Here is a 19,327-nt window from a genome sequence, read left to right as displayed (position 1 = left end):
TTTCGTTTCGACGCGAGCGAGCGCCACAATCTCGATGCAGCCTCTCTCACCTGGACGAAGCAGCCATGCCCGACATCATCAATTTCGGTACGCTCGAGCTCCGCTTCCTGCACAGCAAGGACGACACCGGCGGCAGCGTCGACATCTTCGAAATGACGTTGCAGCCGAATGCGCGGATGCCGATCCCGCACTATCACGACCGCTGGGACGAAACGATCTACGGGCTGTCCGGCGTCTCGACCTGGACGATCGACGGCCAGCAGACCGATGTTGGCCCCGGAGCCTCAGTCTTCATCAAGCGCGGCATCGTGCACGGCTTTACCAACCGTTCGACGGGGCCTGCGACATGCCTGTGCATCCTGAGCCCCGGGGTGCTGGGACCGCAATATTTCACCGAGATGGCAGCGCTCCTGTCGGCCGGCGCGCCGCCCGATCCCGTGAAGATGAAAGAGACGATGCTGCGCTACGGACTGGTGCCGGCGCCGGCTGCGTGAGCCAAGCTCGCCGGCGAATGGAAATGACCGAGCATCATGCGATCTCGTCGGTCCAGACCTTGAAGCTGACCAGCTCGTTCGGGCCGAAGGTCTGCGTGATCGGAACGTCGCAGGCATCGCGCCCCTGAGCGATCAGGACGCGGCCCTGCCGCGGCACGTTGTTGCGCGGGTCGAAAGTGTGCCAGCGCCCGCCGATGAAGGCCTCGAACCAGCCGGCGAAATCGCCCACCGCCCAAGGCTGCGGCGTGCCGACGTCGCTCAGATAGCCGGTGCAATACCGTGCGGGAATGTTCATGCAGCGGCAGAACGCAATGGCGAGGTGGGCATAGTCGCGGCAGACGCCCTTGCCCTCCTGGTATGCCTCCCACGCCGTCTTGGTCGCGCGCGCATGCTCGTAGCCGAAAGCGATGTGGCCGTGAACGAAATCGCAGATCGCCTGCACCCGCGCCCACCCCGGAGGCGTCTTCTCGAACAGCTTCCAGGCAATCTCCGAGAGCCGGTCGGTCTCGCAGTAGCGGCTGCCGAGCAGATAAACCAGCGTATCGGAAGGCAGCTCTTCGATCCTGTGCTGAACCGCCGACGCAACCACCGGATCCGGCAGGCCGTTGTCGCGAACCACGCCATCTGCGGCAAGGCGCATGCGACCGGCCGGCGCGACCATGCGGCTGCACCAATTGCCGAACATGTCCCGATAGGGCGTGATCTCGACCGCAGGCGTGGTGGTCAGGAAGTCCGGCACGATGACATCGGAGGCGCGCGTGAAATGCGTGCCCAGCACCATGATCATCGGAGTCGGTTGCGGGAAATCGTAGAGCATTTCGAATCCGACACGGAATTTCATTCGAAATGCCTTTTTGCTGGGTGTCAGCTCGAAATGGCGATGAATCCGCCGATTACAAGGCATGCAGGCGAACTTGCGCGTGCTCCGCGCCATCATTGCACTTCGCGCCCGGGCTGGCGAGTTCGTTTTGACAGCTTCACCGGCGCGGCCCGCGCGGCTAAGCTGTGCGCTCCAAAAGGATTTGATCTATGGGAAGAGCATGCTGACCGGAAGTTGCCTGTGCGGCGCCGTTGCGTATGAAGTGGATGCGGAGCCGGCGCCTTTCGTGCATTGCCATTGCCAGACCTGCCGCAAGACGCACGGCTCGGCGTTTTCCAGCGTGATGCCGGTGCCGCGCGCGGCGTTCCGGTGGGTGCGCGGCGACGAGCTGCTCGCCGCGTTCGAGTCCTCGCCCGGCAAATTCCGCCGCTTCTGCACCCGCTGCGGCTCGCACATCATGGCGGAACGGATCGCGCAGCCGAACGTGCTGTTGCGCATGGGATGCCTGGATACGCCGATCGCGGGCCCCGCGCGCGCTCACATCTGGCGCTCGGACGCGGCAAGCTGGTACGACCCCAAGGACGCGACGCCGGAACTGCCGGAAGCGGCCGCCAGCCCTCCCCCGGCGCGATAGAGTCCCTCGCGCGACACGCCGCCTGCGCTATCGGGCCGGACATCGCCTGCCACGGCGATCCCCGGCCCGTGCTGTCAATCGCTCACGGCATCGCCAGATGCCAGGCGCCGTTGAGGAAACCGTCGCCGGTGATGTCGCCGGGTTTGGTATCCTTGGCGAAAGTATAGAGCGGCTTGCCCTTGTAGGCCCATTGCCTGGAGCCGTCGTCGCGCGTGATGATGGTGTAGCCGTCGCCGGCGGCATCGCTGGCCTCGGCCTTCAGCACCGGCCAGTTCGTCGCACACGGACCGTTGCAGGCCGACTTGCCGTCCGCGTCCTTGTCGAAGGTGTAGAGCGTCATGCCCTTGGCGTCAGTGAGCACGCTGCCCTTGTCGGTCTTGCCGGTTTTCGTCGGCGGCGCGGCGAACGCGGCGGGAATGATTGCGAGCGACACGGCTAGCGTGAGCGCGACGCGGATCGGGGATGTCGTCATGATCTCTCCTGTCATGCAATTGGCTTGCATGGGTAGGACGCCGCGCGAGCCGTCGTATTCCTTTGAGCGCGGCAAAGAAATTTTTCGCTGCACGCATCATTGCGCCGGAATAAACTGGAATGAGTGAGACGGACCGACATGAGCAAGCTGCATTGGCGTCCCGCGCACGCCTCCGACCTGCCCGCGATCGGCGCGATCGCAGCGCGCATCCATCCTGGTCTGCCTGAACGCCTCGAGGTGTTCGCGGAGAAGATGCGGCTCTTTCCCGATGGCTGCCGTGTGCTCATCGCGGACGACGAGATCGCCGGCTACGGACTATCGCATCCCTGGCGTCGGCACCGGATTCCGCCGCTCGATGGATTCCTCGAACGACTGCCCGATGACGCGGACTGCCTCTACGTGCACGACGTCGCCGTGCTGCCGGATCATCGTGGCGGCGTAGCGCGTGCCTATGTCGAAACGATCGAGAACCTGGCGCGCGCGTCGGGCATCGCGGCTCTCGCGCTGGTCTCGGTCTACGCCACGCGGCCGCTGTGGGAACGTTTCGGCTTTCGGCCCGTCACGGCGGATGCGGAGCTGCGCGCAAAGCTCGAATCCTACGGCGCCAGCGCGACCTACATGCTCCGCGATCTCACGGAGCCGTCGAGCGCCGGCACATGAGCTCGCCGTCCGATTCCCCGCTCACGCGGGCGTGAAGCCACCGGCTCGAACCGGTTTCGATCAGCTTCCGTCGAAGGTTCGTGCGAGCCGTTCCGGTCTCGCCGACCCGAGGCTGGAGAATTTCATGAGACTCTCATTGTCGAAAGTTGCTTTCATTGCATGCGTTGCGGCGACCGCGTTCACGGCGACCAGCGCCAACGCGGTGCAGTTGCGGACCTATGGCTGCGACACGGCCTTCTTCGAGGGCTGCGCCGGCTTTGTCGAAGTGCCGCAGCAGCAGGCCGGACGGCGCGTCGTTCGCCTCACTCACGATACCTCGCCGATCTACATGAAGCAGACCGACCCTCGCTACAATTCGGCGATGCGTGATGCCGGCGGCGGTGGTGGTGGTGGCGGAGGCGGCGGCGGTGGTGGCGGCGGCCGCTAAGCCCACGCGATCTTGCGGGAACGCCGCTGGTTCGTGCCAGCGGCGTTCATTCGTTCCGGCCAGGACACGCGGGTAATTCAGCCCCGATGCTTCTTCTTTGCCTTCTTTCCGGGCGCGCCCTTCACAGGCCACGCAGTGACCGCAGGCGGCTGTCCGGCGTGGCCGGGCTTGTTCTTATGCTTCTTTTTCTTCCCGAAAGCAGGAGCATCGTCGAATTTCGGCCCGCGCTCGCCGAAAGCCTTGCTGCGCGGCTTGAATCCCGCCTCGCGCGGGCGATCGTCGCGACGTTCACGATGATCGCTGTCGCCGCTCTCGCGCCGAGGCGGCTTTGACCGCTCTTCCGAAGGCGCTTGCCGCTGCGGCGCATCCGCCATCGGTTCGAGGCGGATATTGTCTTCCTTGTCCGGACGCTTGATCTTGGCAGCGAAGGAGTCCGCGACCCGCTCGGAAATTTCGAACTCGGTCGTCGTGTCCATGATCTTGATGGCGCCGATGTCGCTCTTGTCGATGCCGCCACGACGGCAAATCATCGGCAACAGCCAGCGTGCCTCCGCATTCTTCCTTCGTCCGATGTTGGCCCGGAACCAGACGCTGCCCTCCGCCATGCCGTGCTTCGACGACGATTTCCCCGATTTGGGGCGGGCTCTTTCGGGGCGATCATCGCCGCCCTGGGCCCGGACATTGTCGTGACCGCGATCGTCACGCGGCCGGCCAGCCCGCTCGCCGGGATCGATGATGTCTTCGGGCGACGGCAGCCGCGCGCGATAGAGCCGCGCCAGCGCCGCGGCGATATCCTCGGGCGACCGTTCGGCCAATAGCGCCTGCGCCAGCACCAGATCGTCGGCGGTCGTCTCCTCGGTGAAGAGCACGTCCTTCATGCGCTCGTGATCGAGCTTGCGGATCTCGTCCGCCTGGGGTGCCGTTCCCCAGACCGCGTCGATGCCTGAGAGATTGAGCAGCAGCTCCGCACGCCGCCGCCGTGCGGGCGGCACCAGCAGGACACTCGTGCCCTTTCGCCCCGCACGGCCGGTACGGCCCGAGCGATGCTGCATGACTTCGGCGTCGTTGGGCAGATCGGCCTGAATGACGAGGTCAAGGCTCGGCAGGTCGATGCCGCGGGCGGCGACGTCGGTTGCCACGCAGACGCGGGCACGCCCGTCCCTAAGCGACTGGAGCGCCAGGGTCCGCTCGTTCTGCGTCAATTCGCCCGATAGCGCGACGACGGAGAAGCCGCGCTCCAGCAGTGCCGCCTGCAAATGCCGGACGGCATCGCGCGTGCTGCAGAACACCAGGGCGCTCGGCGCCTCGAAGAAGCGCAGCACGTTGACCACCGCGTGCTCGACATCGGCGGGAGCGATCCGGATCGCGCGATACTCGATATCGGCGTGACCGCCTTCGTCGCCCGCGACCTCGATCCGGAACGCCTGCTGCTGATATTGCTTGGCCAGCGCGACGATGCCGCGCGGAAAGGTCGCCGAGAACAACAGGGTGCGGCGCGTCTCCGGCGTGGTCTCGAGGATGAACTCCATGTCCTCGCGAAAGCCGAGATTGAGCATCTCGTCGGCCTCGTCGAGGACGACGGCCTTCAATTCGGAGATGTCGAGACGGCCGCGGCGCAAATGATCGCACAGCCGGCCCGGCGTGCCGACGACGATGTGCGCGCCGGCGGCCAGCTCGCGCTGCTCGCGCCGCGGATCCATGCCGCCGACACAAGAGACGACGCGCCCGTCAGCATGCTCGTACAGCCAGGCCAGTTCGCGCTGAACCTGCAAGGCAAGCTCGCGGGTCGGCGCCACGATCAGGGCGAGCGGCGCGCCCGCCCGCTCGAACCGCTCGATGCCATCAAGCAGATCCTTGGCCAGGGCCAGTCCGTAAGCGAGGGTCTTGCCGGAGCCGGTCTGGGCCGAGACCAGGAGGTCGCGGCCCGCGGCCTCCTCGGTGAGCACGGCGAGCTGAACGGGGGTCGGACGGTCGTAGTTGCGCTCGGCCAAAGCTCGGGCGAGCGGCGGACTCATGGTCGGGAATGACACGGGATAAACCTTGGTTGGTCCAGGCGCGGAACGTCGAGCCGCGCGACCTGAAGCTGCGTGCTCGGCAAATGGTCCGGCCGCACGCGTGGTGATTTGATTTGGACGCTCTTTACGCCAAGCGCGGGCAAATCACCATGCCTATGACGCATGGCTTTGGCGACATCGCGAATAAGCTTACCGGCGGTCCGACCTACTACATGCAGCGTTTCCGGGCCGTTTTGCTGCATATAGTGAGCTTTTGCTCCAAAGCGGCTGATTTTCGCGGCCGCCTCGCTTAAATTGTGCGCGATTGGACGTGCCGGGAATGCGCGCATGATCTCTTCCATCAAACGCACCTGCGGCGATTGCACGCTCTGCTGCAAGGTGATGGCCATCGAGGCGCTGGCCAAGCCCGCGAATGCCTGGTGCCGGCATTGCAAGCCCGGCCGCGGCTGCGCGATCTACGCCGAGCGGCCGGCCGAATGTGAGAACTTCGCCTGCCTGTGGCTGGTCAACGATCTCCTCGACGAGCGCTGGAAGCCGAGCCGGTCGAAGCTGGTCCTGACCACGTCCGAGGATGGCATCGAAGTCCGATCCGACCCGGGCTTTCCCGACGCCTGGCGCAAGCAGCCCTACGCCGACGACATCCGCGCATGGGCCGTCGAAGGCGAGACCAGCAACATGACGGTGGTCGTGATCGTCGGCCAGCGCATGATCCTCGTCACGCCGGATCGCGAATTCGATCTCGGTGTCGTGGGGCCCGATGAGCGGATCGTGCGGGAGCTGGAGGGCACGAAGGTGGTGGGTGCGGCGGTGGTGAAGGAAGGCGAGATCGATACGGGGAGCGGCGCCCCGCCGACTTAGCCGGCGCCCCTTGGATCTCGCCAGCCAGGATCACGCGATTGACCGGATGCAAGTCTTGTCGCGCCCGCCACTTGATCCCAAATCGTGCCTCACGAGAGAGCAACGGGTGAAACATGACCGACAGCATATCGCTTGCCGACAAGCTCGCGACCTTTGGGGATTATTGGTCGCCGCGCACGATCACGACCTTCAACGATTGCGACGTGATGGTGGCGAAGGTGAAGGGCGAATTCACCTGGCACAAGCACGAGGACACCGACGATTTCTTTCTCGTCTTGAAGGGCAATCTGGACATCGAATTGCGGGATCGCACGGTGACGCTCGGTCCGGGCGAGCTCTACGTCGTGCCCAAAGGTGTCGAGCATCGCCCGGTGGCGCGCGAGGAGGTTCACCTGATGCTGATCGAGCCGACCGGCACGCCGAACACGGGCGACAAGGCAACCGCCGCCGCGCGCAAGCTCGCATAGCGGGCAACGCGCCTGGCGCGGCCCTAATCCCTGGAGGTCGCCAGTTTGCTGAAGCTGCCGACCAGCTTGGCTCTTGCGCGCACAACAGTGTTCTTGGCCGCGCGGGACAGGGCTCGGATGGCGCGCCAGGCTTCGGTCGCCTGCAGCCACGCCTTCGCCGCGGCGTATTTTCCGTACGTCCAGGCAAAAGCGGGAATTCGCATCAGCTTGTCGCGCGTGAGATGAAACAGGCGCTCGACCAGCACCAGCTTGAGCAATTCGCCGACAATGAAAGTCACGGCACCGCTCAGGACCTGACCGGTTGCGGCGAGGTACGCAGCAACCGGCTTGACCGGCTCCAGAAGAACGACGGGCACGGAGAACAACGCGAGCGACGGATAAGGCGGCAGCGATTTGATCCAGGCGCGCAATCGCCTGAATTCGAAATGCCGCCCGATCCAGCGCCCAATCGGCCTCGCCACGGCCATGAAGACCGCATCCACCAGGAAGTAGATCGCAGCCAGGATGTAAGTGACAGGCTTCAGGATTTGCTTCACGGCACCTCTCCCGCGAAGTGAAAGTCGGAACTTGGGCCTAAGTTTCACCTCTGCGTGGATAGTTCGGGGATATCGGATGGAACTTTTGGGGCATCGCTCCTGCTCAGATCTCCGCGTAGCCTCCAATAGATTGCCGTCTGGGTCGCGGAAGCAGGAAATCCCCGCCAGGGCCCGGGATATCGCTTCGCTCATCCGAGCTACAGATCTTCACTCCACCAGTTCCGGCCACGGCACGATCGTCGACTTCACCGTCTTCATCGCCATCGCATCCCTCACCGCCTGCGCGACGCCCTCTTCCGTGAACGGGTAAATCGTCTGCATCTTCAGCCAGGGGTATTTGCCCGCCGTGCGGTAGAGCATGTCCACGCCGAGCGGCAGGTCGTTGCCGGTAAAGCCCCAGGAGCCGAGCACGTTGAGGTCCTTGGTGCAGATGCGATGCCATGAGGTCTCGATCGAGCCGGCATCGGTGAACTGGCCCATCTCGACATAGGTGCCGCCGTCGCGCAGCATCTCGATGCCTTCGGGGCCGGCGGTCGGATGGCCCGAGCAGTCCATCACCAGATCGGCGCCGAAGCCGCCGACGATCTCGCGCACGTGCGCGATGCGCTCTTGCGGTGACTTCAGCTCGTCGATATTCACCGTCGCCTCCGCGCCGAACTCACGCGCGAGCTTGAGCCGCGGCTCCTCCGGCGCGCCGACGCAGATCACGCGCCCTGCCCCCATCTCCTTCGCGGCCGCGACCGCGAGAATGCCGATCGGGCCGGAGCCCTGGATCACCACAGTGTCGCCCCAGGAAAAACCGCCGGCACGGCTGGCGCGGTTGAAGGCGCGGATGCAGGAAGTCAGCGGCTCCGACAGCGCGCCCAGCCGCAACGACATGTCGTCGGGCAGCTTGTAGATCTTGGTGCCCGGCAGCATGTCGAGATCGACATAGACATATTCGGCCCAGCCGCCCCACATGTGCGGCGCCTTGTCGAAGCCGAGATAGCGGCCGTAATAGACCGGCGTCAGGCACTTGTTGGCGGTCTGCGGATAATGGATGCAGTAATAGCAGCGGCCGCACGGCATCAGCGGCGGGATCATCACTTTCGAGCCGACGGTCAGCGGCTTGCTCATGAAGTCCTCGGTGAACTCGTCGCCGCATTCGACGATGATTCCGCCGAGCTCATGTCCCAGCGTGAACGGCCAGGGCAGCGGCTTCGGCCAGTGTCCCTTGAGGATGTGCAGGTCGGTGCCGCAGACCCCGCAGGCGCCGATCTTGATCAGCGCAGCCTTGCGGCCGACCTTCGGCCACGGCACGGTGCGGATCACAGGCTCCGAGCCCGGTCCTGCGTGAGTGCAGACGCGGATGTGCTCCATGGTGTGTCCTCGATGCCCGTCTGTTATGATTGATTGGCGCGGGCTGAGGCGAAGCGTATGTGAGATGCGCAGTCGTGCCAAGCGCGAGTCTCGCAGCCCGCATGAGCAAAGGACACGCGGGAGCAGCGGTCCCGGATTTCGCCGCGCTCCATCCGGGCTACGGCGCCTGCCTGCCACAAGCTCAACCGTCATGAGGTGCGAGCCTTGCGACGCGTCTGCGTCGCAAGGAGAAGCCTCGAAGGATGACGGTGGTGCTTGTGGCAGCGGTGCATGGCTGATCTTCAAGCACACCCAAGTGTCTTGAGCGGTCGGCGCCGACCGTGTAGGGACGACTCAAGTCCCACCCAGGTGCCCCTTGAACCCCCTTCCCCAAAATCCCCTGGTCGCGTCCGGCTCGTTCGCGGCGATGAAGTCCGTGCCTTATCGTCTCCAGTTCATCGCCTACGTGCTGGCGATGATGGCCGACAATATCGAGCACGTGATCAGCTACTGGGTGGTGTTCCAGAAATTCCATTCGCCGACGCTGGGAGGCTTTGCCGTGCTGTCGCACTGGCTGCCGTTCCTGTTGTTCTCCGTCGCCGTCGGCGGGCTCGCCGACCGGTTCGATCCGCGCCGCATCATCCAGTGCGGCATGCTGCTGTTCATCGTGGCATCGAGCGGCTGGGGCTTCTTCTTCATCACCGACAGCATCCAGATGTGGCACGCGATGCTGCTGCTGGTGATCCACGGCTGCGCCGGCGTGTTGTGGCAGACGCCGAACCAGCTGCTGCTCTACGACCTCGTCGGCCCCGCCGATCTGCCGAGCGCGGTGCGGCTGAACGCGATGGCGCGCTATCTCGGCATTTTGGTGGGCCCGGCGGTGGGCGGCGTCATCATGCTGACGCTCGGCACCTCGCACGGCATCATCTTCAACACGCTGTTCTACCTGCCGATGCTGATCTGGCTGTTCTGGGCGCCGGTCCGCGACAAGAGCGTCGCGGTACGGCGCTTCGCCGTGCGCGGTTTCGCCGACATCGTGCTGACGATGCGCGCCATCGGCACCCAGCCGGTATTGACGGCGATGACGTGGCTCGCCGGCCTCACCTCCTTCATGATCGGCAACGCCTATCACGCCCAGATGCCGGGCTTTGCCGGCGATCTCGGCCATGGCGATCCCGGCGTGTCCTACAGCGTGCTGCTCGCGGCCGACGCCGCCGGCGCGCTGCTCGCCGGCATCGCGCTGGAATCGTGGGGGCGGCTGAAGGGCACGCCGCGCACCGCGATCCTGCTGGCGATGCTGTGGAGCGCCGCGCTGTTCGGCTTCGCCGCGGTGCGGATCTATCCCGTCGCGATCGTGCTGCTGTTCTTTGCGGGGTTCTTCGAACTGTCCTTCAACACCATGGCGCAGGCGCTGGTGCAGCTGAACGCGCCGTCCGACATACGCGGCCGCGTCGTCGGCCTTTATAATATGGCCGGGCTCGGGATGCGGGCCTTCAGCGGCATCACCGTCGGGCTGTTCGGCGCGGCGATCGGCATTCACTGGTCGCTCGGCCTCTCGGCCGCGGTACTGCTGGCGCTGCTGCTGTGGCTGTATCGGCGGGGGACAAGACAGGCCTGACCGGTCGCCCTCGACCCCGGTCGCGCTGACGGTGGCCGGCCTGGCGGCCGCCGATGTGGCTTTTCGCGCGTATTGCGTGCGTCCAACATCGCTGCACCCGATCCTAACGCGGCATTAACCCTATGCACCTTAGGGTCGTCCCGGACTCCGCCAGGCGGGGGGTCGGGTTGTGAAAATGGCGTTGGCGAACAAAAAATTTCTTCCGGCCGCCGAGGAACGTCGGCGTTTCCAGCGGGTCAAGGTGCACCTGCTCGGCCGCTACATGCTGCCGGACCGCCGGGAATTCCCTTGCCAGGTGATCAACATGTCGCCGGGCGGCCTCGCTTTGCTCGCCCCCGGCATCGGCAATGTCGGCGACCGCGTGGTCGCCTATCTCGACCATATCGGCCGCGTCGAGGGCAAGATCACCCGTATCATCGACAATGGCTTCGCCATGACGATCGGGGCGACGCCCAGGAAGCGCGACAAGCTCGCCGCCCAGCTCACCTGGCTCGCCAACCGCGACATCCTCAACCTGCCGGAGGATCGCCGCCACGATCGTATCGTGCCGCGCAACCCGATCGCGGTGCTGACGCTCGAGGACGGCACCAAGATGACCTGCCGCATTATCGACCTGTCGCTGTCGGGCGCGGCCATCGCCGCCGAGAACCGCCCGCCACTGAAATCGATCGTGCTGCTCGGCCGGGTCCAGGGCCGCGTGGTCCGGAACCTCGAAGACGGCTTCGCGCTGGAGTTCATGCACGAGCAGCCGATCGAGACACTCGAAGAGAGCGTTACCGCGCGGTAAAGCGAAAGCGCGCCAAAACCACTGATTTTCCAGCCTCAAAGGCGGCCTCCGCGATGCGGACGCCGCCTTTTTCGTGCGCGGGGACGGGTCTGCGCGGGTTAACGCGGGACCCCTTTGCGCCTCGGAACGGCCGTTCCGCCAGCGTTTCCGCGTTAATCGATAAAACTTGAATCAATTGCAGTCATTTCAAATTTTATTCGAATTCGATTCAAGTATAGATCGAATTCGCTGCTCATTTTACTTGCATTCGTCTCGACTTGACTTGGCTGACTTAGCGGCAACGCAAAAGCTCCGTGCGAAATGTGGTCCCAACAAGAAACGGGGGCCGCAATGTTTGATTTCAGGGGACAGGGGAAGAGGCTGGCGATCGCCGCCATGCTCTTCGGAATCAGCGCGACGGTGCAGGCCGGTGAGAACCGTCTGCTCTACGCGAGCCTCGGCGACACCACGCGTGCGCCGATCGGCTGGGTCGAGTTCTGTGCGGACAATGCCGCTCAGTGCCAGGGCGGGCCGACGCAGCCGCGCGACATCGTGATGTCGCAGACCGCATGGCGCGACCTCGTCAAGGTCAATCGCTGGGTCAACGAGACCGTCAAGCCTTTGACCGACCAGGAGCACTGGGGCGTGATCGAGAAGTGGTCGCTGCCATCGGACGGTTACGGCGACTGTGAAGACTACGTGCTGTTGAAGCGCAAGATGCTGATGGATGCCGGCTGGCCTCGCGAGGCGCTGCTCATCACCGTCGTGCGCGACAAGAAGGGCGAAGGGCACGCGGTGCTGACGGTGAAGACCGACAAGGGCGAGTTCGTTCTCGACAATCAGAACGAGAACGTCGTTGCCTGGACGGAGACCGGCTACCGCTTCGTCAAGCGCCAGTCGCAGAGCGATCCCAATATCTGGGTCTCGCTCGGCGATACCCGGCCGGCGGTCTCCACCGCCAGCGCCAGGGACTAGCAGTCAGGAACAAGCGAGTTACGCGACCCGGTCACATCCCCACCCCTCCCCGTCCCAGACCGGTTCGCGCGCGGCCAGCCATCCCCCAATGGCTGGCCGCAACTTTTTGGGAAACAGGGTTTTCAGCGCGGAACGATATTCTTGTAGACCTTGCCGCCCTTCATGATCACGACGAAATTCTTCGCGGGATCTTCAACGAGGGTGATGTTGTCGAGCGGATTGCCGTCGACCAGCAGGAGATCGGCGAGCGCGCCCTCCTCGACCACGCCGAGCTTGCCGGGATAGGGATTTCGCGGACCCGACAGGCTCAGCAATTCGGCATTGGCCGACGTCGCCATGGCCAGCGCTTCGGCCGGCGTGTACCAGCGCGTCAGTGCGGCCAGCATCGAGCCCTGTCTGTCCGCCAATGCCTTCGAGAACAGGACGTCGGTGCCGAACGCGGTCTTGATGCCGTACTTTTTCGCCAGCGCATAGACGCGGTCGGTGCCGGTGACCACCTGCCGCATCTTGTCCTGCTCCGCAGGTCCGAGCGCGGCAGCCATGGACATATCCAGGAACGGCTGGGTGCTGAGCCAGATGCCCTTCTCCGCGATCAGCTTCGCGCTCGCCTCGTCCATGAGATGACCGTGCTCGATGCATCTCACGCCGGCTGCGATCGAGCGCTGGATCGCGACCGGCGTATAGGCGTGCGTGGCGACATAGGTGCCCCAATTGTCGGCGGCTTCGACCGCCGCGCGCAGCTCTGGCTCGGTGAAGGTGGAGACGTCGAGCGGACTGAAGGGCGACGCGACGCCGCCGCCCGCCGTGAGCTTGACCTGCGAGGCGCCCTGCATGAGCTGCTCGCGCGCGCGAACACGCACCTCGTCGGGACTGTCGGCGACCATGCTGCCGCCGACCTGCTCCATGCGGCTGAGCATGCCGCCGATGGTTCGCGGCAGATCGGAGAGCTGCCGGAAGTCGCCATGGCCGCTGGTGATGGTGATGATGGCACCGGAGGGATAGATGCGCGGACCGGCGACGAGGTCCTCGTCGATCGCCCGCTTGAGGCCGAAACTGGGCCCACCCATGTCACGCACCGTGGTGAAGCCGCGCATCAGCGTCGCGGTCGCCTCGCTCGCGGCGAGCAGATTGTTGTAGCCGACGTCGCCGAGGGCCGCGGCCGGCGTCGGACGGACCAGCATCGCGTGCCAATGCGCGTCGATCAGCCCCGGCATCAGCACCCGGCCGCCGCCGTCGATTGCCTGGGCGTCGGCCGTGATGTTCGCGGTCGATATCTTCTCGATCTTCGTGTTCCTGACGAGAACATTGGACGCGGCGGAGAGCGCACCGCTCTTTCCGTCGAATATCCGGACGTTGCGGAACAGAACGGCGGAGTCCTGTTGGGCCCGCGTTTGCGACGAGAGACAGAGGCTCGTTCCAACCGACATGAGCAGTGCGGCGACTCTGAAGAGTCCGGCCGGCGTGGTCAAATTCCGCATATCCAATCTCCACGCAGATACGCCGCTGCGCAGTTCTGGCCGCAAGTTGCCGGAGCGAAAATCAGCCAGCCGCGCGGTGTGCGATGTTATCTGCGGATTGATGCCCGCAAACCGCATCGAGTCAATTTGCAACCACAGGAGATTATGCAAATCAGCCATACGACGCGATGAGCGACCTGCCCGACGTCAAGCTCTACAGACAATGGGTAAGCGCGACTGCCGCACATGCGTCGAACTCAAATCAAAACGCGAATATCCGACCAGGCGCGTGATCAACGACAGATTGCAACGTCTTCGCTCAGGAGTACGATCCTGCGCGATCTACGCGACTGCGGGCACTTGGCAGGGGGATTTTTGGCAGAGGGGATTTTGCAGCATCTCAAATGACGAGGCGTAACATGGTGACACAAACGAGTGACGGACACGTCCTGCTGGTCAAGAAGCTCGGCGGACTCTTCGCAATCATCATCGGATGCCTGCTGACCGCGGTCGGCGTGACCTTTGAATCCAGCGGCACGACTTTCGTCGGCGTCCTCTTCCTGGTGCTTGGCGCTGGTTTGCTCGTGCTGAAGATCGTCAGGCGAAACGAAGGATCTTCTCTGCCATAGAAGACCGTGCGGCTCGCTTAGGTGCCCAGCACATCCGCGAGCCGCGTCTCGTCGGCGGCGGGATCCTTCAGGAACAGCTCGGCTTCGATCTCGTTCAGATGCGACAGCATCTGCGCGCGGGCGGCCTGCTTGTCGCGCTTGCGGATCGCCGCGACGATCCCGGCGTGGTGATCGGTGCCGCAGGCCGGCGTGTCGTGGCGGCGATAGAGCAGGATGATCAGCGAGGAGCGCGCGATCAGCTCCTTGAGGAAGCCGAGATAGATGCTGTGGCCACTCATCTCGGCGACGAGCTTGTGAAATTCGCCGGAGAGGCGGACCGAGGCGCGCGCGTCACCGCGCAACTCCGCCTCGCGCTCTTCAGCGAGATGTCGGCCGAGGCGCTCGAGCCAGGCCGGCGACGCCGCCTCACACGCGTGGTCGACGATAGTGGGCTCGATCAGGCGGCGCGCCTCGAACACTTCGCGCGCGTCGGCGGGCGTCGGGCGCGCGACGAAGGCGCCGCGGTTCTTCTCGATGTTGACGATGCCCTCATGCGCGAGCTGCTGGAGCGCGGTGCGGACCAGCGTGCGGCTCGCGCCGTAGATCTCGCCGATCTCGTCCTCGCCGAGCTTCGTGCCCGGCAGCAGACGATGCTCGAGGATCGCCGCGGTCACGCCCTCCCTGATCCGGCTGACGCGATCGCTCGCGTCTGGCGCATCGGATTTCTGGCGGGTCTTGGCGGCCATCGGTTCGAGGGGCTTGGGTTTGAGGGCTCGATCGGCGACGTTCGGCCCCGCATGGTAGTCGACCAGCTGTATCCAATCACAGGCGAAACTTTATACAATCCGAGCACATTTTGTGTGCATATTACTGCCTACCCGGCGAGCCGCGCCGCTGCGCCGGATTCGATCTAACGACCTGACTCCACTGCACAGTTTTGGAATTCGGCAGTCTCCGGGCGGTTGGCACGGACCTTGCGGAGAAAGCCGGAGCATCGCCCTCCCAGCGGACACGCCATGGCCACTCCTGCCGCTCTCGAACTGGTCGCCGTCACCAAGCGCTACGACACGACGCTGGCGGTCGACGACGTCAACCTCAAGATCCCGGCCGGCACCTATTGCTGCCTGCTCGGCCCCTCCGGCTGCGGCAAGACCTCGACCCTGCGCATGATCGCGGGCCATGAGGCAGTCAGCGAGGGCGACATCATCCTTGGTGCGCAGAACGTCACCGATCTCGAGCCCGCCAAGCGCGGCACCGCGATGATGTTCCAGTCCTACGCGCTGTTTCCGCATCTGACCGTGCTCGACAACGTGGCATTCGCCCTGAAAATGCGCGGGATCGACCGGGCGACGCGGCACAAGCGTGCCGGCGAACTGCTCGAGCTGGTGGCCATGACCCCCTATGCGGCCCGGCTGCCGGCGCAACTCTCCGGCGGCCAGCAGCAGCGTGTCGCGCTCGCCCGCGCACTGATCACCGAGCCGCAGATCCTGTTGCTCGACGAGCCGCTCTCCGCGCTCGATCCGTTCCTGCGGGTGAAGATGCGCGGCGAGCTGAAGCGGCTGCAGCGCGAGCTCGGCATCAGCTTCATTCAGGTCACCCACGGCCAGGAAGAGGCGATGGCGCTCGCCGACCACATCGTGGTGATGAACCACGGCAAGATCGAGCAGCAGGGCACCGCCCGCGACATCTTCCACCATCCCCGCACCGAATTCGTGGCGCGCTTCATCGGCGGCCACAACGTCCTCAGCGACGCCGGCAAACTCATCGCCGTGCGCGCCGATCAGCTCGGCATCGTGCCGTTCGCCGACGGTGCGTACGGCGCGCCGGCGCTGCTGACCCAGACCGAGTACCAGGGCTCCTACATCGCCGTCTCGCTCACGCTCGACGACGGCACCGCCCTGTTCTCCCACCTCCCCGAGGCTGCCTTCGACGTTCACCCGTTCCGACCGGGCGATCGCGTGCTGGCCACCTGGGATCCCGCCAAGGCGCAGCGCCTGCAATAGCGCCGATCGATCACTGGAATGCGCAACAGAGGAGTGACTGATATGACCGAGACCACCAGGACAAAGGGCGTCAGCCGCCGCACGCTGCTCAAAGGCACCGCGGGTCTCGCCGGCCTTGCCGCCGGCTCCGGCGCCATCACCGGCTTTCCCTATGTGAAGTCGGCCGATGCGAAAGTGCTGCGCTATCTCGGCACCGCCGTGAACGAGGGTGACGACATCTCCAAGCAGTGCCTGAAAGACACCGGCATCAAGATCGAATACATCACCGCGACCACCGACGACGTCACCAAGCGCGTGATGACCCAGCCGAACTCCTTCGACGTGCTGGACACCGAATATTTCTCGCTGAAGAAGCTGGTGCCGTCCGGCAACATCCTTGCCCTCGACGCCAGGAAGATCAAGGAGTTCGACAACATCACGCCGGTCTTCACCAAGGGCCAGACGCCCGGCGGCAAGAAGATCGGCAACCAGGGCACCGCGCCCTGGAAGGTGCTCTATCTCGAAGGCAAGGACTCCAAGAAGTTCGCCACCTCGGCGACCGAGTTCGTCACGCTGATCCCCACCGTCTACAACGCCGACACGCTCGGCATCCGTCCCGACCTGATCAAGCGGCCGATCAGCTCCTGGTCCGAGCTGCTCAATCCCGAATTCAAGGGCAAGGCGTCGATCCTCAACATCCCCTCGATCGGCATCATGGACGCCGCGATGGTCGTCGAAGCCACCGGCAAATACAAATATGCCGACAAGGGCAACATGACCAAGGAAGAGATCGATCTCACCATGAAGGTGATGACCGAGGCCAAGAAGGCCGGTCAGTTCCGCGCCTTCTGGAAGGACTTCAACGAGAGCGTCAATTTGATGGCCTCGGGTGAAACCGTGATCCAGTCAATGTGGTCGCCGGCAGTCACGAAGGTGCGCTCGATGGGCATCCCCTGCACCTTCCAGCCGCTCAAGGAGGGCTATCGCTCCTGGGCGTCGGGCTTCTGCGTCTCCAAGGGCGTGTCGGGCGCCAAGCTCGAATGGGCCTACGAGTTCGTGAACTGGTTCCTGTCCGGCTATGCCGGCGCCTATCTCAACCGCCAGGGCTACTACTCCGCCGTGCTCTCCACCGCGAAGGCGCATATGGAGCCCTACGAGTGGGCCTACTGGATGGAAGGCAAGCCGGCCGAGAAGGACATCAAGGCGCCCGACGGCTCGCTGCTGGAGAAAGCCGGCGCGGTGCGCGACGGCGGCTCCTACGAGGACCGCATGGGCGGCGTCGCCTGCTGGAACGCGGTGATGGACGAGAACGACTACATGGTCCGCAAGTGGAACGAGTTCATCGCGGCGTAATTTGATGGACACGTCAGAGGACATCCTGCAACAGGCGTCCCCGGGATTGATCCCGGGGTCGGGCACAGCGCGCGCCGCAAAGCCGACGCGCCTGTCGCCGTCCTTCATCTCCTGGCTCCAGGCCGGGCCGATGATGCTGGTGTTCCTCGCCTTCTTCCTGATCCCGCTGGTATTCGTCGTCATCGTCTCGTTCTGGGACTACAACGAATACCAGCTGCTGCCGGCCTTCTCGGGCCGCGGCTACACCGACACGTTCGAAGGCTGCATCGCGCAGCTCCCCGATCTCTGCACGATCGGCAAGACCTATCTGATGACGCTGAAGCTGTGCTTCCTGGTCTGGGCCATCACGCTGTTCATCGGCTTCTGGGTCGCCTACTTCCTCGCCTTCCACGTCAAGTCCAAGACCTGGCAGATGGGATTGTCGCTGCTCTGCACGATCCCGTTCTGGACCTCCAACGTGATCCGCATGATCGCGTGGATTCCGCTGCTCGGCCGCAACGGCCTCGTCAATTCCGGCCTCGTCAAGACAGGTCTCATCAACCAGCCGCTGGAATGGCTGTTGTTCTCCGAGTTCTCGGTCGTGCTGGCACTGGTGCACCTCTTCACCTTCTTCATGGTGGTTCCGATCTTCAATTCGATGGTGCGCATCGACAAGTCGCTGATCGAGGCCGCCTATGACGCCGGCGCCACCGGCTTCCAGACGCTCGTGAACGTCGTCATTCCGCTCGCCAAGCCCGGCATCGTGATCGGCTCGATCTTCGTCATCACCATCGTGATGGGCGATTTCATCACCATCGGCGTGATGGGCGGCCAGCAGATTGCGGCGGCCGGGAAGATCATCGAGACGCGGGTGAACGCACTGCAGTTCCCCGCGGCAGCGGCCAACGCCGTCATCCTGCTCGCGATCACCTTCCTGATCATCACCATGATGTCGCGCATCGTCGACATCAAGAAGGAGCTCTGAGCGATGAAGGAAGGACGCCCGCGCTCTTTCTACGTGCTCGCGATCTTCTTCGCGGCCTATGTGCTGTTTCTCTACGGCCCGATGATCGCGATCTACGTGCTGTCGTTCCAGGGGCCGCAGGGCGGCCTCACCTTCCCGATGAACGGGGTGTCGACCTTCTGGATCGCGAAATTATTCCAGGGCACCGGCATCGTCGATCTCGGCGCGGCTTTCCGCCGCTCACTGCTGCTCGGTCTCATCGTGATGATCGTCACCGTCGTGCTGTCCGTCGCAGCCGGTATGGCCTTCCGCCGCAGGTTCAAGGCGCAAAGCATCCTGTTCTACTCGGCGATCGCGAGCCTCATCGTTCCCTCGATCATCACCTCGCTCGGCATCTCGCTTGAATTCCGCATCATCGACGATCTGATCAAGGCGCATTGGAACGAGAATTTCGAGACCTCGATGGGCCTGCTCACCTCCGGGCTCGGCGCGCATCTGACCTGGACGCTGCCGTTCGGGCTTCTCATCATGTTCGCGATCTTCAACCGCTTCGACCCCAGGCTCGAGGAAGCCGCGCGCGATCTCGGTGCGACGCCGTGGCAGGCGTTCCGTCATGTCGTGCTGCCGATCATCCTGCCCTCCGTGATCGGCATCGGCCTGTTCGGCTTCACGCTGTCCTGGGACGAGCTCGCGCGCTCCAGCCAGGCGATCGGGGCGGTGAACACTCTGCCGCTCGATCTCCAGGGCCTCACCACCACCGTGACGAACCCCGACATCTACGCGCTCGGCACCGTGATCTCCGCCGTCTCGTTCACGGTGATCACGCTTGCGCTCGGCACCATCCACGTGCTGAACAAGCGGCAGGCGGCCAAGGGCTCGGACGCCGGCAAGGGGCTGGTCTGAT

22 protein-coding genes are annotated in these 19,327 nt (G+C 64.4%); 14 read left to right on the top strand and 8 right to left on the bottom strand.

Annotated features, from left to right (window positions below; all coding sequences use genetic code 11):
- The first annotated feature begins 65 nt into the window (after positions 1 to 65).
- Positions 66 to 494 (top strand): cupin domain-containing protein, encoded by a 429-nt coding sequence (locus ACVWW6_RS23565; protein WP_161534462.1) that lies wholly within the window; start codon positions 66 to 68, stop codon positions 492 to 494.
- A gap of 34 nt (positions 495 to 528) precedes the next feature.
- On the opposite strand, the gene ACVWW6_RS23560 is transcribed toward ACVWW6_RS23565, so the two are convergent.
- On the bottom strand, positions 529 to 1,335 hold the full coding sequence (locus ACVWW6_RS23560) for a transglutaminase-like domain-containing protein (protein WP_304547334.1): 807 nt from the start codon (positions 1,333 to 1,335) through the stop codon (positions 529 to 531).
- A gap of 79 nt (positions 1,336 to 1,414) precedes the next feature.
- On the opposite strand from ACVWW6_RS23560, the gene ACVWW6_RS23555 reads away from it, so the two are divergent.
- Complete coding sequence (locus ACVWW6_RS23555; RefSeq protein ID WP_304553835.1) at positions 1,415 to 1,948, top strand: GFA family protein; 534 nt, start codon at positions 1,415 to 1,417, stop codon at positions 1,946 to 1,948.
- A gap of 82 nt (positions 1,949 to 2,030) precedes the next feature.
- Here ACVWW6_RS23555 and ACVWW6_RS23550 read toward each other — a convergent pair whose 3' ends face one another.
- Positions 2,031 to 2,420, bottom strand: a complete 390-nt coding sequence (locus ACVWW6_RS23550; protein WP_304547335.1) for a COG4315 family predicted lipoprotein — start codon at positions 2,418 to 2,420, stop codon at positions 2,031 to 2,033.
- 138 nt (positions 2,421 to 2,558) lie between these two features.
- Between ACVWW6_RS23550 and ACVWW6_RS23545 the strand changes: the two genes are divergently transcribed.
- A complete protein-coding gene (locus ACVWW6_RS23545) occupies positions 2,559 to 3,080 on the top strand; it encodes a GNAT family N-acetyltransferase (protein ID WP_304547336.1) in 522 nt (173 codons plus the stop codon).
- Positions 3,081 to 3,204: 124 nt separating this feature from the next.
- Positions 3,205 to 3,507 (top strand): hypothetical protein, encoded by a 303-nt coding sequence (locus ACVWW6_RS23540; RefSeq protein ID WP_038967893.1) that lies wholly within the window; start codon positions 3,205 to 3,207, stop codon positions 3,505 to 3,507.
- A 77-nt stretch (positions 3,508 to 3,584) separates the two neighbouring features.
- Here ACVWW6_RS23540 and ACVWW6_RS23535 read toward each other — a convergent pair whose 3' ends face one another.
- Together ACVWW6_RS23535 and ACVWW6_RS23530 are read right to left on the bottom strand one after the other, a co-directional pair.
- Positions 3,585 to 5,522, bottom strand: coding sequence for a DEAD/DEAH box helicase (locus tag ACVWW6_RS23535; protein WP_456683175.1), 1,938 nt, complete (start codon positions 5,520 to 5,522; stop codon positions 3,585 to 3,587).
- A complete protein-coding gene (locus tag ACVWW6_RS23530; protein WP_202633247.1) occupies positions 5,519 to 5,911 on the bottom strand; it encodes a peptidase M16 family protein in 393 nt (130 codons plus the stop codon). The genes ACVWW6_RS23535 and ACVWW6_RS23530 overlap by 4 nt, the downstream gene beginning before the upstream one ends.
- Here ACVWW6_RS23530 and ACVWW6_RS23525 point away from each other — a divergent pair.
- Both ACVWW6_RS23525 and ACVWW6_RS23520 read left to right on the top strand, forming a co-directional pair.
- Complete coding sequence (locus tag ACVWW6_RS23525) at positions 5,904 to 6,380, top strand: hypothetical protein (protein ID WP_304547338.1); 477 nt, start codon at positions 5,904 to 5,906, stop codon at positions 6,378 to 6,380. The genes ACVWW6_RS23530 and ACVWW6_RS23525 overlap by 8 nt on opposite strands.
- 113 nt (positions 6,381 to 6,493) lie before the next feature.
- Complete coding sequence (locus ACVWW6_RS23520; protein WP_456681451.1) at positions 6,494 to 6,847, top strand: cupin domain-containing protein; 354 nt, start codon at positions 6,494 to 6,496, stop codon at positions 6,845 to 6,847.
- Positions 6,848 to 6,870: 23 nt separating this feature from the next.
- On the opposite strand, the gene ACVWW6_RS23515 is transcribed toward ACVWW6_RS23520, so the two are convergent.
- Positions 6,871 to 7,383 (bottom strand): hypothetical protein, encoded by a 513-nt coding sequence (locus tag ACVWW6_RS23515; RefSeq protein WP_456681450.1) that lies wholly within the window; start codon positions 7,381 to 7,383, stop codon positions 6,871 to 6,873.
- A gap of 207 nt (positions 7,384 to 7,590) precedes the next feature.
- The gene (locus tag ACVWW6_RS23510) at positions 7,591 to 8,742 is read right to left on the bottom strand and encodes a zinc-binding dehydrogenase (RefSeq protein WP_028175838.1); all 1,152 of its coding nucleotides are present in this window, start codon (positions 8,740 to 8,742) and stop codon (positions 7,591 to 7,593) included.
- Between the two features lie 355 nt (positions 8,743 to 9,097).
- Between ACVWW6_RS23510 and ACVWW6_RS23505 the strand changes: the two genes are divergently transcribed.
- From ACVWW6_RS23505 to ACVWW6_RS23495, 3 genes are all read left to right on the top strand, one after another.
- A complete protein-coding gene (locus tag ACVWW6_RS23505) occupies positions 9,098 to 10,339 on the top strand; it encodes an MFS transporter (RefSeq protein WP_456681449.1) in 1,242 nt (413 codons plus the stop codon).
- A 175-nt stretch (positions 10,340 to 10,514) separates the two neighbouring features.
- Entirely contained in the window at positions 10,515 to 11,126 is a 612-nt protein-coding gene (locus ACVWW6_RS23500) for a PilZ domain-containing protein (RefSeq protein ID WP_028176079.1), read from the top strand.
- A 330-nt stretch (positions 11,127 to 11,456) separates the two neighbouring features.
- Complete coding sequence (locus ACVWW6_RS23495) at positions 11,457 to 12,080, top strand: transglutaminase-like cysteine peptidase (RefSeq protein ID WP_456681448.1); 624 nt, start codon at positions 11,457 to 11,459, stop codon at positions 12,078 to 12,080.
- 122 nt (positions 12,081 to 12,202) lie between these two features.
- Here the strand turns inward: ACVWW6_RS23495 and ACVWW6_RS23490 are convergent, their stop codons facing one another.
- A complete protein-coding gene (locus ACVWW6_RS23490) occupies positions 12,203 to 13,558 on the bottom strand; it encodes an amidohydrolase family protein (protein ID WP_456681447.1) in 1,356 nt (451 codons plus the stop codon).
- Positions 13,559 to 13,956: 398 nt separating this feature from the next.
- On the opposite strand from ACVWW6_RS23490, the gene ACVWW6_RS23485 reads away from it, so the two are divergent.
- Positions 13,957 to 14,166 carry a hypothetical protein gene (locus tag ACVWW6_RS23485; protein ID WP_028175399.1) on the top strand — a complete coding sequence of 70 codons (210 nt, stop codon included), beginning with the start codon at positions 13,957 to 13,959 and terminating at the stop codon, positions 14,164 to 14,166.
- Positions 14,167 to 14,183: 17 nt separating this feature from the next.
- Here the strand turns inward: ACVWW6_RS23485 and ACVWW6_RS23480 are convergent, their stop codons facing one another.
- Positions 14,184 to 14,891 carry a GntR family transcriptional regulator gene (locus tag ACVWW6_RS23480; protein ID WP_161534453.1) on the bottom strand — a complete coding sequence of 236 codons (708 nt, stop codon included), beginning with the start codon at positions 14,889 to 14,891 and terminating at the stop codon, positions 14,184 to 14,186.
- A 270-nt stretch (positions 14,892 to 15,161) separates the two neighbouring features.
- Between ACVWW6_RS23480 and ACVWW6_RS23475 the strand changes: the two genes are divergently transcribed.
- Genes ACVWW6_RS23475 through ACVWW6_RS23460 form a run of 4 tightly spaced genes read left to right on the top strand, consistent with a single transcriptional unit; the run spans position 15,162 to position 19,326 of the window.
- A complete protein-coding gene (locus ACVWW6_RS23475) occupies positions 15,162 to 16,148 on the top strand; it encodes an ABC transporter ATP-binding protein (RefSeq protein ID WP_028175400.1) in 987 nt (328 codons plus the stop codon).
- Between the two features lie 42 nt (positions 16,149 to 16,190).
- Positions 16,191 to 17,480: an ABC transporter substrate-binding protein gene (locus ACVWW6_RS23470; RefSeq protein ID WP_028175401.1), complete on the top strand. Its 1,290-nt coding sequence runs from the start codon at positions 16,191 to 16,193 to the stop codon at positions 17,478 to 17,480.
- A 4-nt stretch (positions 17,481 to 17,484) separates the two neighbouring features.
- Positions 17,485 to 18,444, top strand: a complete 960-nt coding sequence (locus ACVWW6_RS23465) for an ABC transporter permease (RefSeq protein WP_182872026.1) — start codon at positions 17,485 to 17,487, stop codon at positions 18,442 to 18,444.
- Positions 18,445 to 18,447: 3 nt separating this feature from the next.
- Complete coding sequence (locus tag ACVWW6_RS23460; protein ID WP_011088324.1) at positions 18,448 to 19,326, top strand: ABC transporter permease; 879 nt, start codon at positions 18,448 to 18,450, stop codon at positions 19,324 to 19,326.
- Position 19,327: the final 1 nt, after the last annotated feature.

This window comes from Bradyrhizobium sp. USDA 3311 (assembly GCF_054062495.1).
This window is presented reverse-complemented; position numbering and strand designations above follow the sequence as displayed.

Excerpts from the sequence above, each read along its gene's own strand:
- ACVWW6_RS23485 (WP_028175399.1), top strand. The coding sequence starts at position 13,957 with ATGGTGACACAAACGAGTGACGGACACGTCCTGCTGGTCAAGAAGCTC.
- ACVWW6_RS23490 (WP_456681447.1), bottom strand. The coding sequence starts at position 13,558 with ATGCGGAATTTGACCACGCCGGCCGGACTCTTCAGAGTCGCCGCACTG.
- ACVWW6_RS23540 (WP_038967893.1), top strand. The coding sequence starts at position 3,205 with ATGAGACTCTCATTGTCGAAAGTTGCTTTCATTGCATGCGTTGCGGCG.
- ACVWW6_RS23520 (WP_456681451.1), top strand. The coding sequence starts at position 6,494 with ATGACCGACAGCATATCGCTTGCCGACAAGCTCGCGACCTTTGGGGAT.
- ACVWW6_RS23525 (WP_304547338.1), top strand. The coding sequence starts at position 5,904 with ATGGCCATCGAGGCGCTGGCCAAGCCCGCGAATGCCTGGTGCCGGCAT.
- ACVWW6_RS23550 (WP_304547335.1), bottom strand. The coding sequence starts at position 2,420 with ATGACGACATCCCCGATCCGCGTCGCGCTCACGCTAGCCGTGTCGCTC.
- ACVWW6_RS23530 (WP_202633247.1), bottom strand. The coding sequence starts at position 5,911 with ATGGCCATCACCTTGCAGCAGAGCGTGCAATCGCCGCAGGTGCGTTTG.
- ACVWW6_RS23470 (WP_028175401.1), top strand. The coding sequence starts at position 16,191 with ATGACCGAGACCACCAGGACAAAGGGCGTCAGCCGCCGCACGCTGCTC.
- ACVWW6_RS23560 (WP_304547334.1), bottom strand. The coding sequence starts at position 1,335 with ATGAAATTCCGTGTCGGATTCGAAATGCTCTACGATTTCCCGCAACCG.
- ACVWW6_RS23535 (WP_456683175.1), bottom strand. The coding sequence starts at position 5,522 with ATGAGTCCGCCGCTCGCCCGAGCTTTGGCCGAGCGCAACTACGACCGT.
- ACVWW6_RS23500 (WP_028176079.1), top strand. The coding sequence starts at position 10,515 with ATGGCGTTGGCGAACAAAAAATTTCTTCCGGCCGCCGAGGAACGTCGG.
- ACVWW6_RS23460 (WP_011088324.1), top strand. The coding sequence starts at position 18,448 with ATGAAGGAAGGACGCCCGCGCTCTTTCTACGTGCTCGCGATCTTCTTC.
- ACVWW6_RS23565 (WP_161534462.1), top strand. The coding sequence starts at position 66 with ATGCCCGACATCATCAATTTCGGTACGCTCGAGCTCCGCTTCCTGCAC.
- ACVWW6_RS23475 (WP_028175400.1), top strand. The coding sequence starts at position 15,162 with ATGGCCACTCCTGCCGCTCTCGAACTGGTCGCCGTCACCAAGCGCTAC.
- ACVWW6_RS23510 (WP_028175838.1), bottom strand. The coding sequence starts at position 8,742 with ATGGAGCACATCCGCGTCTGCACTCACGCAGGACCGGGCTCGGAGCCT.
- ACVWW6_RS23480 (WP_161534453.1), bottom strand. The coding sequence starts at position 14,891 with ATGGCCGCCAAGACCCGCCAGAAATCCGATGCGCCAGACGCGAGCGAT.
- ACVWW6_RS23465 (WP_182872026.1), top strand. The coding sequence starts at position 17,485 with ATGGACACGTCAGAGGACATCCTGCAACAGGCGTCCCCGGGATTGATC.
- ACVWW6_RS23495 (WP_456681448.1), top strand. The coding sequence starts at position 11,457 with ATGTTTGATTTCAGGGGACAGGGGAAGAGGCTGGCGATCGCCGCCATG.
- ACVWW6_RS23545 (WP_304547336.1), top strand. The coding sequence starts at position 2,559 with ATGAGCAAGCTGCATTGGCGTCCCGCGCACGCCTCCGACCTGCCCGCG.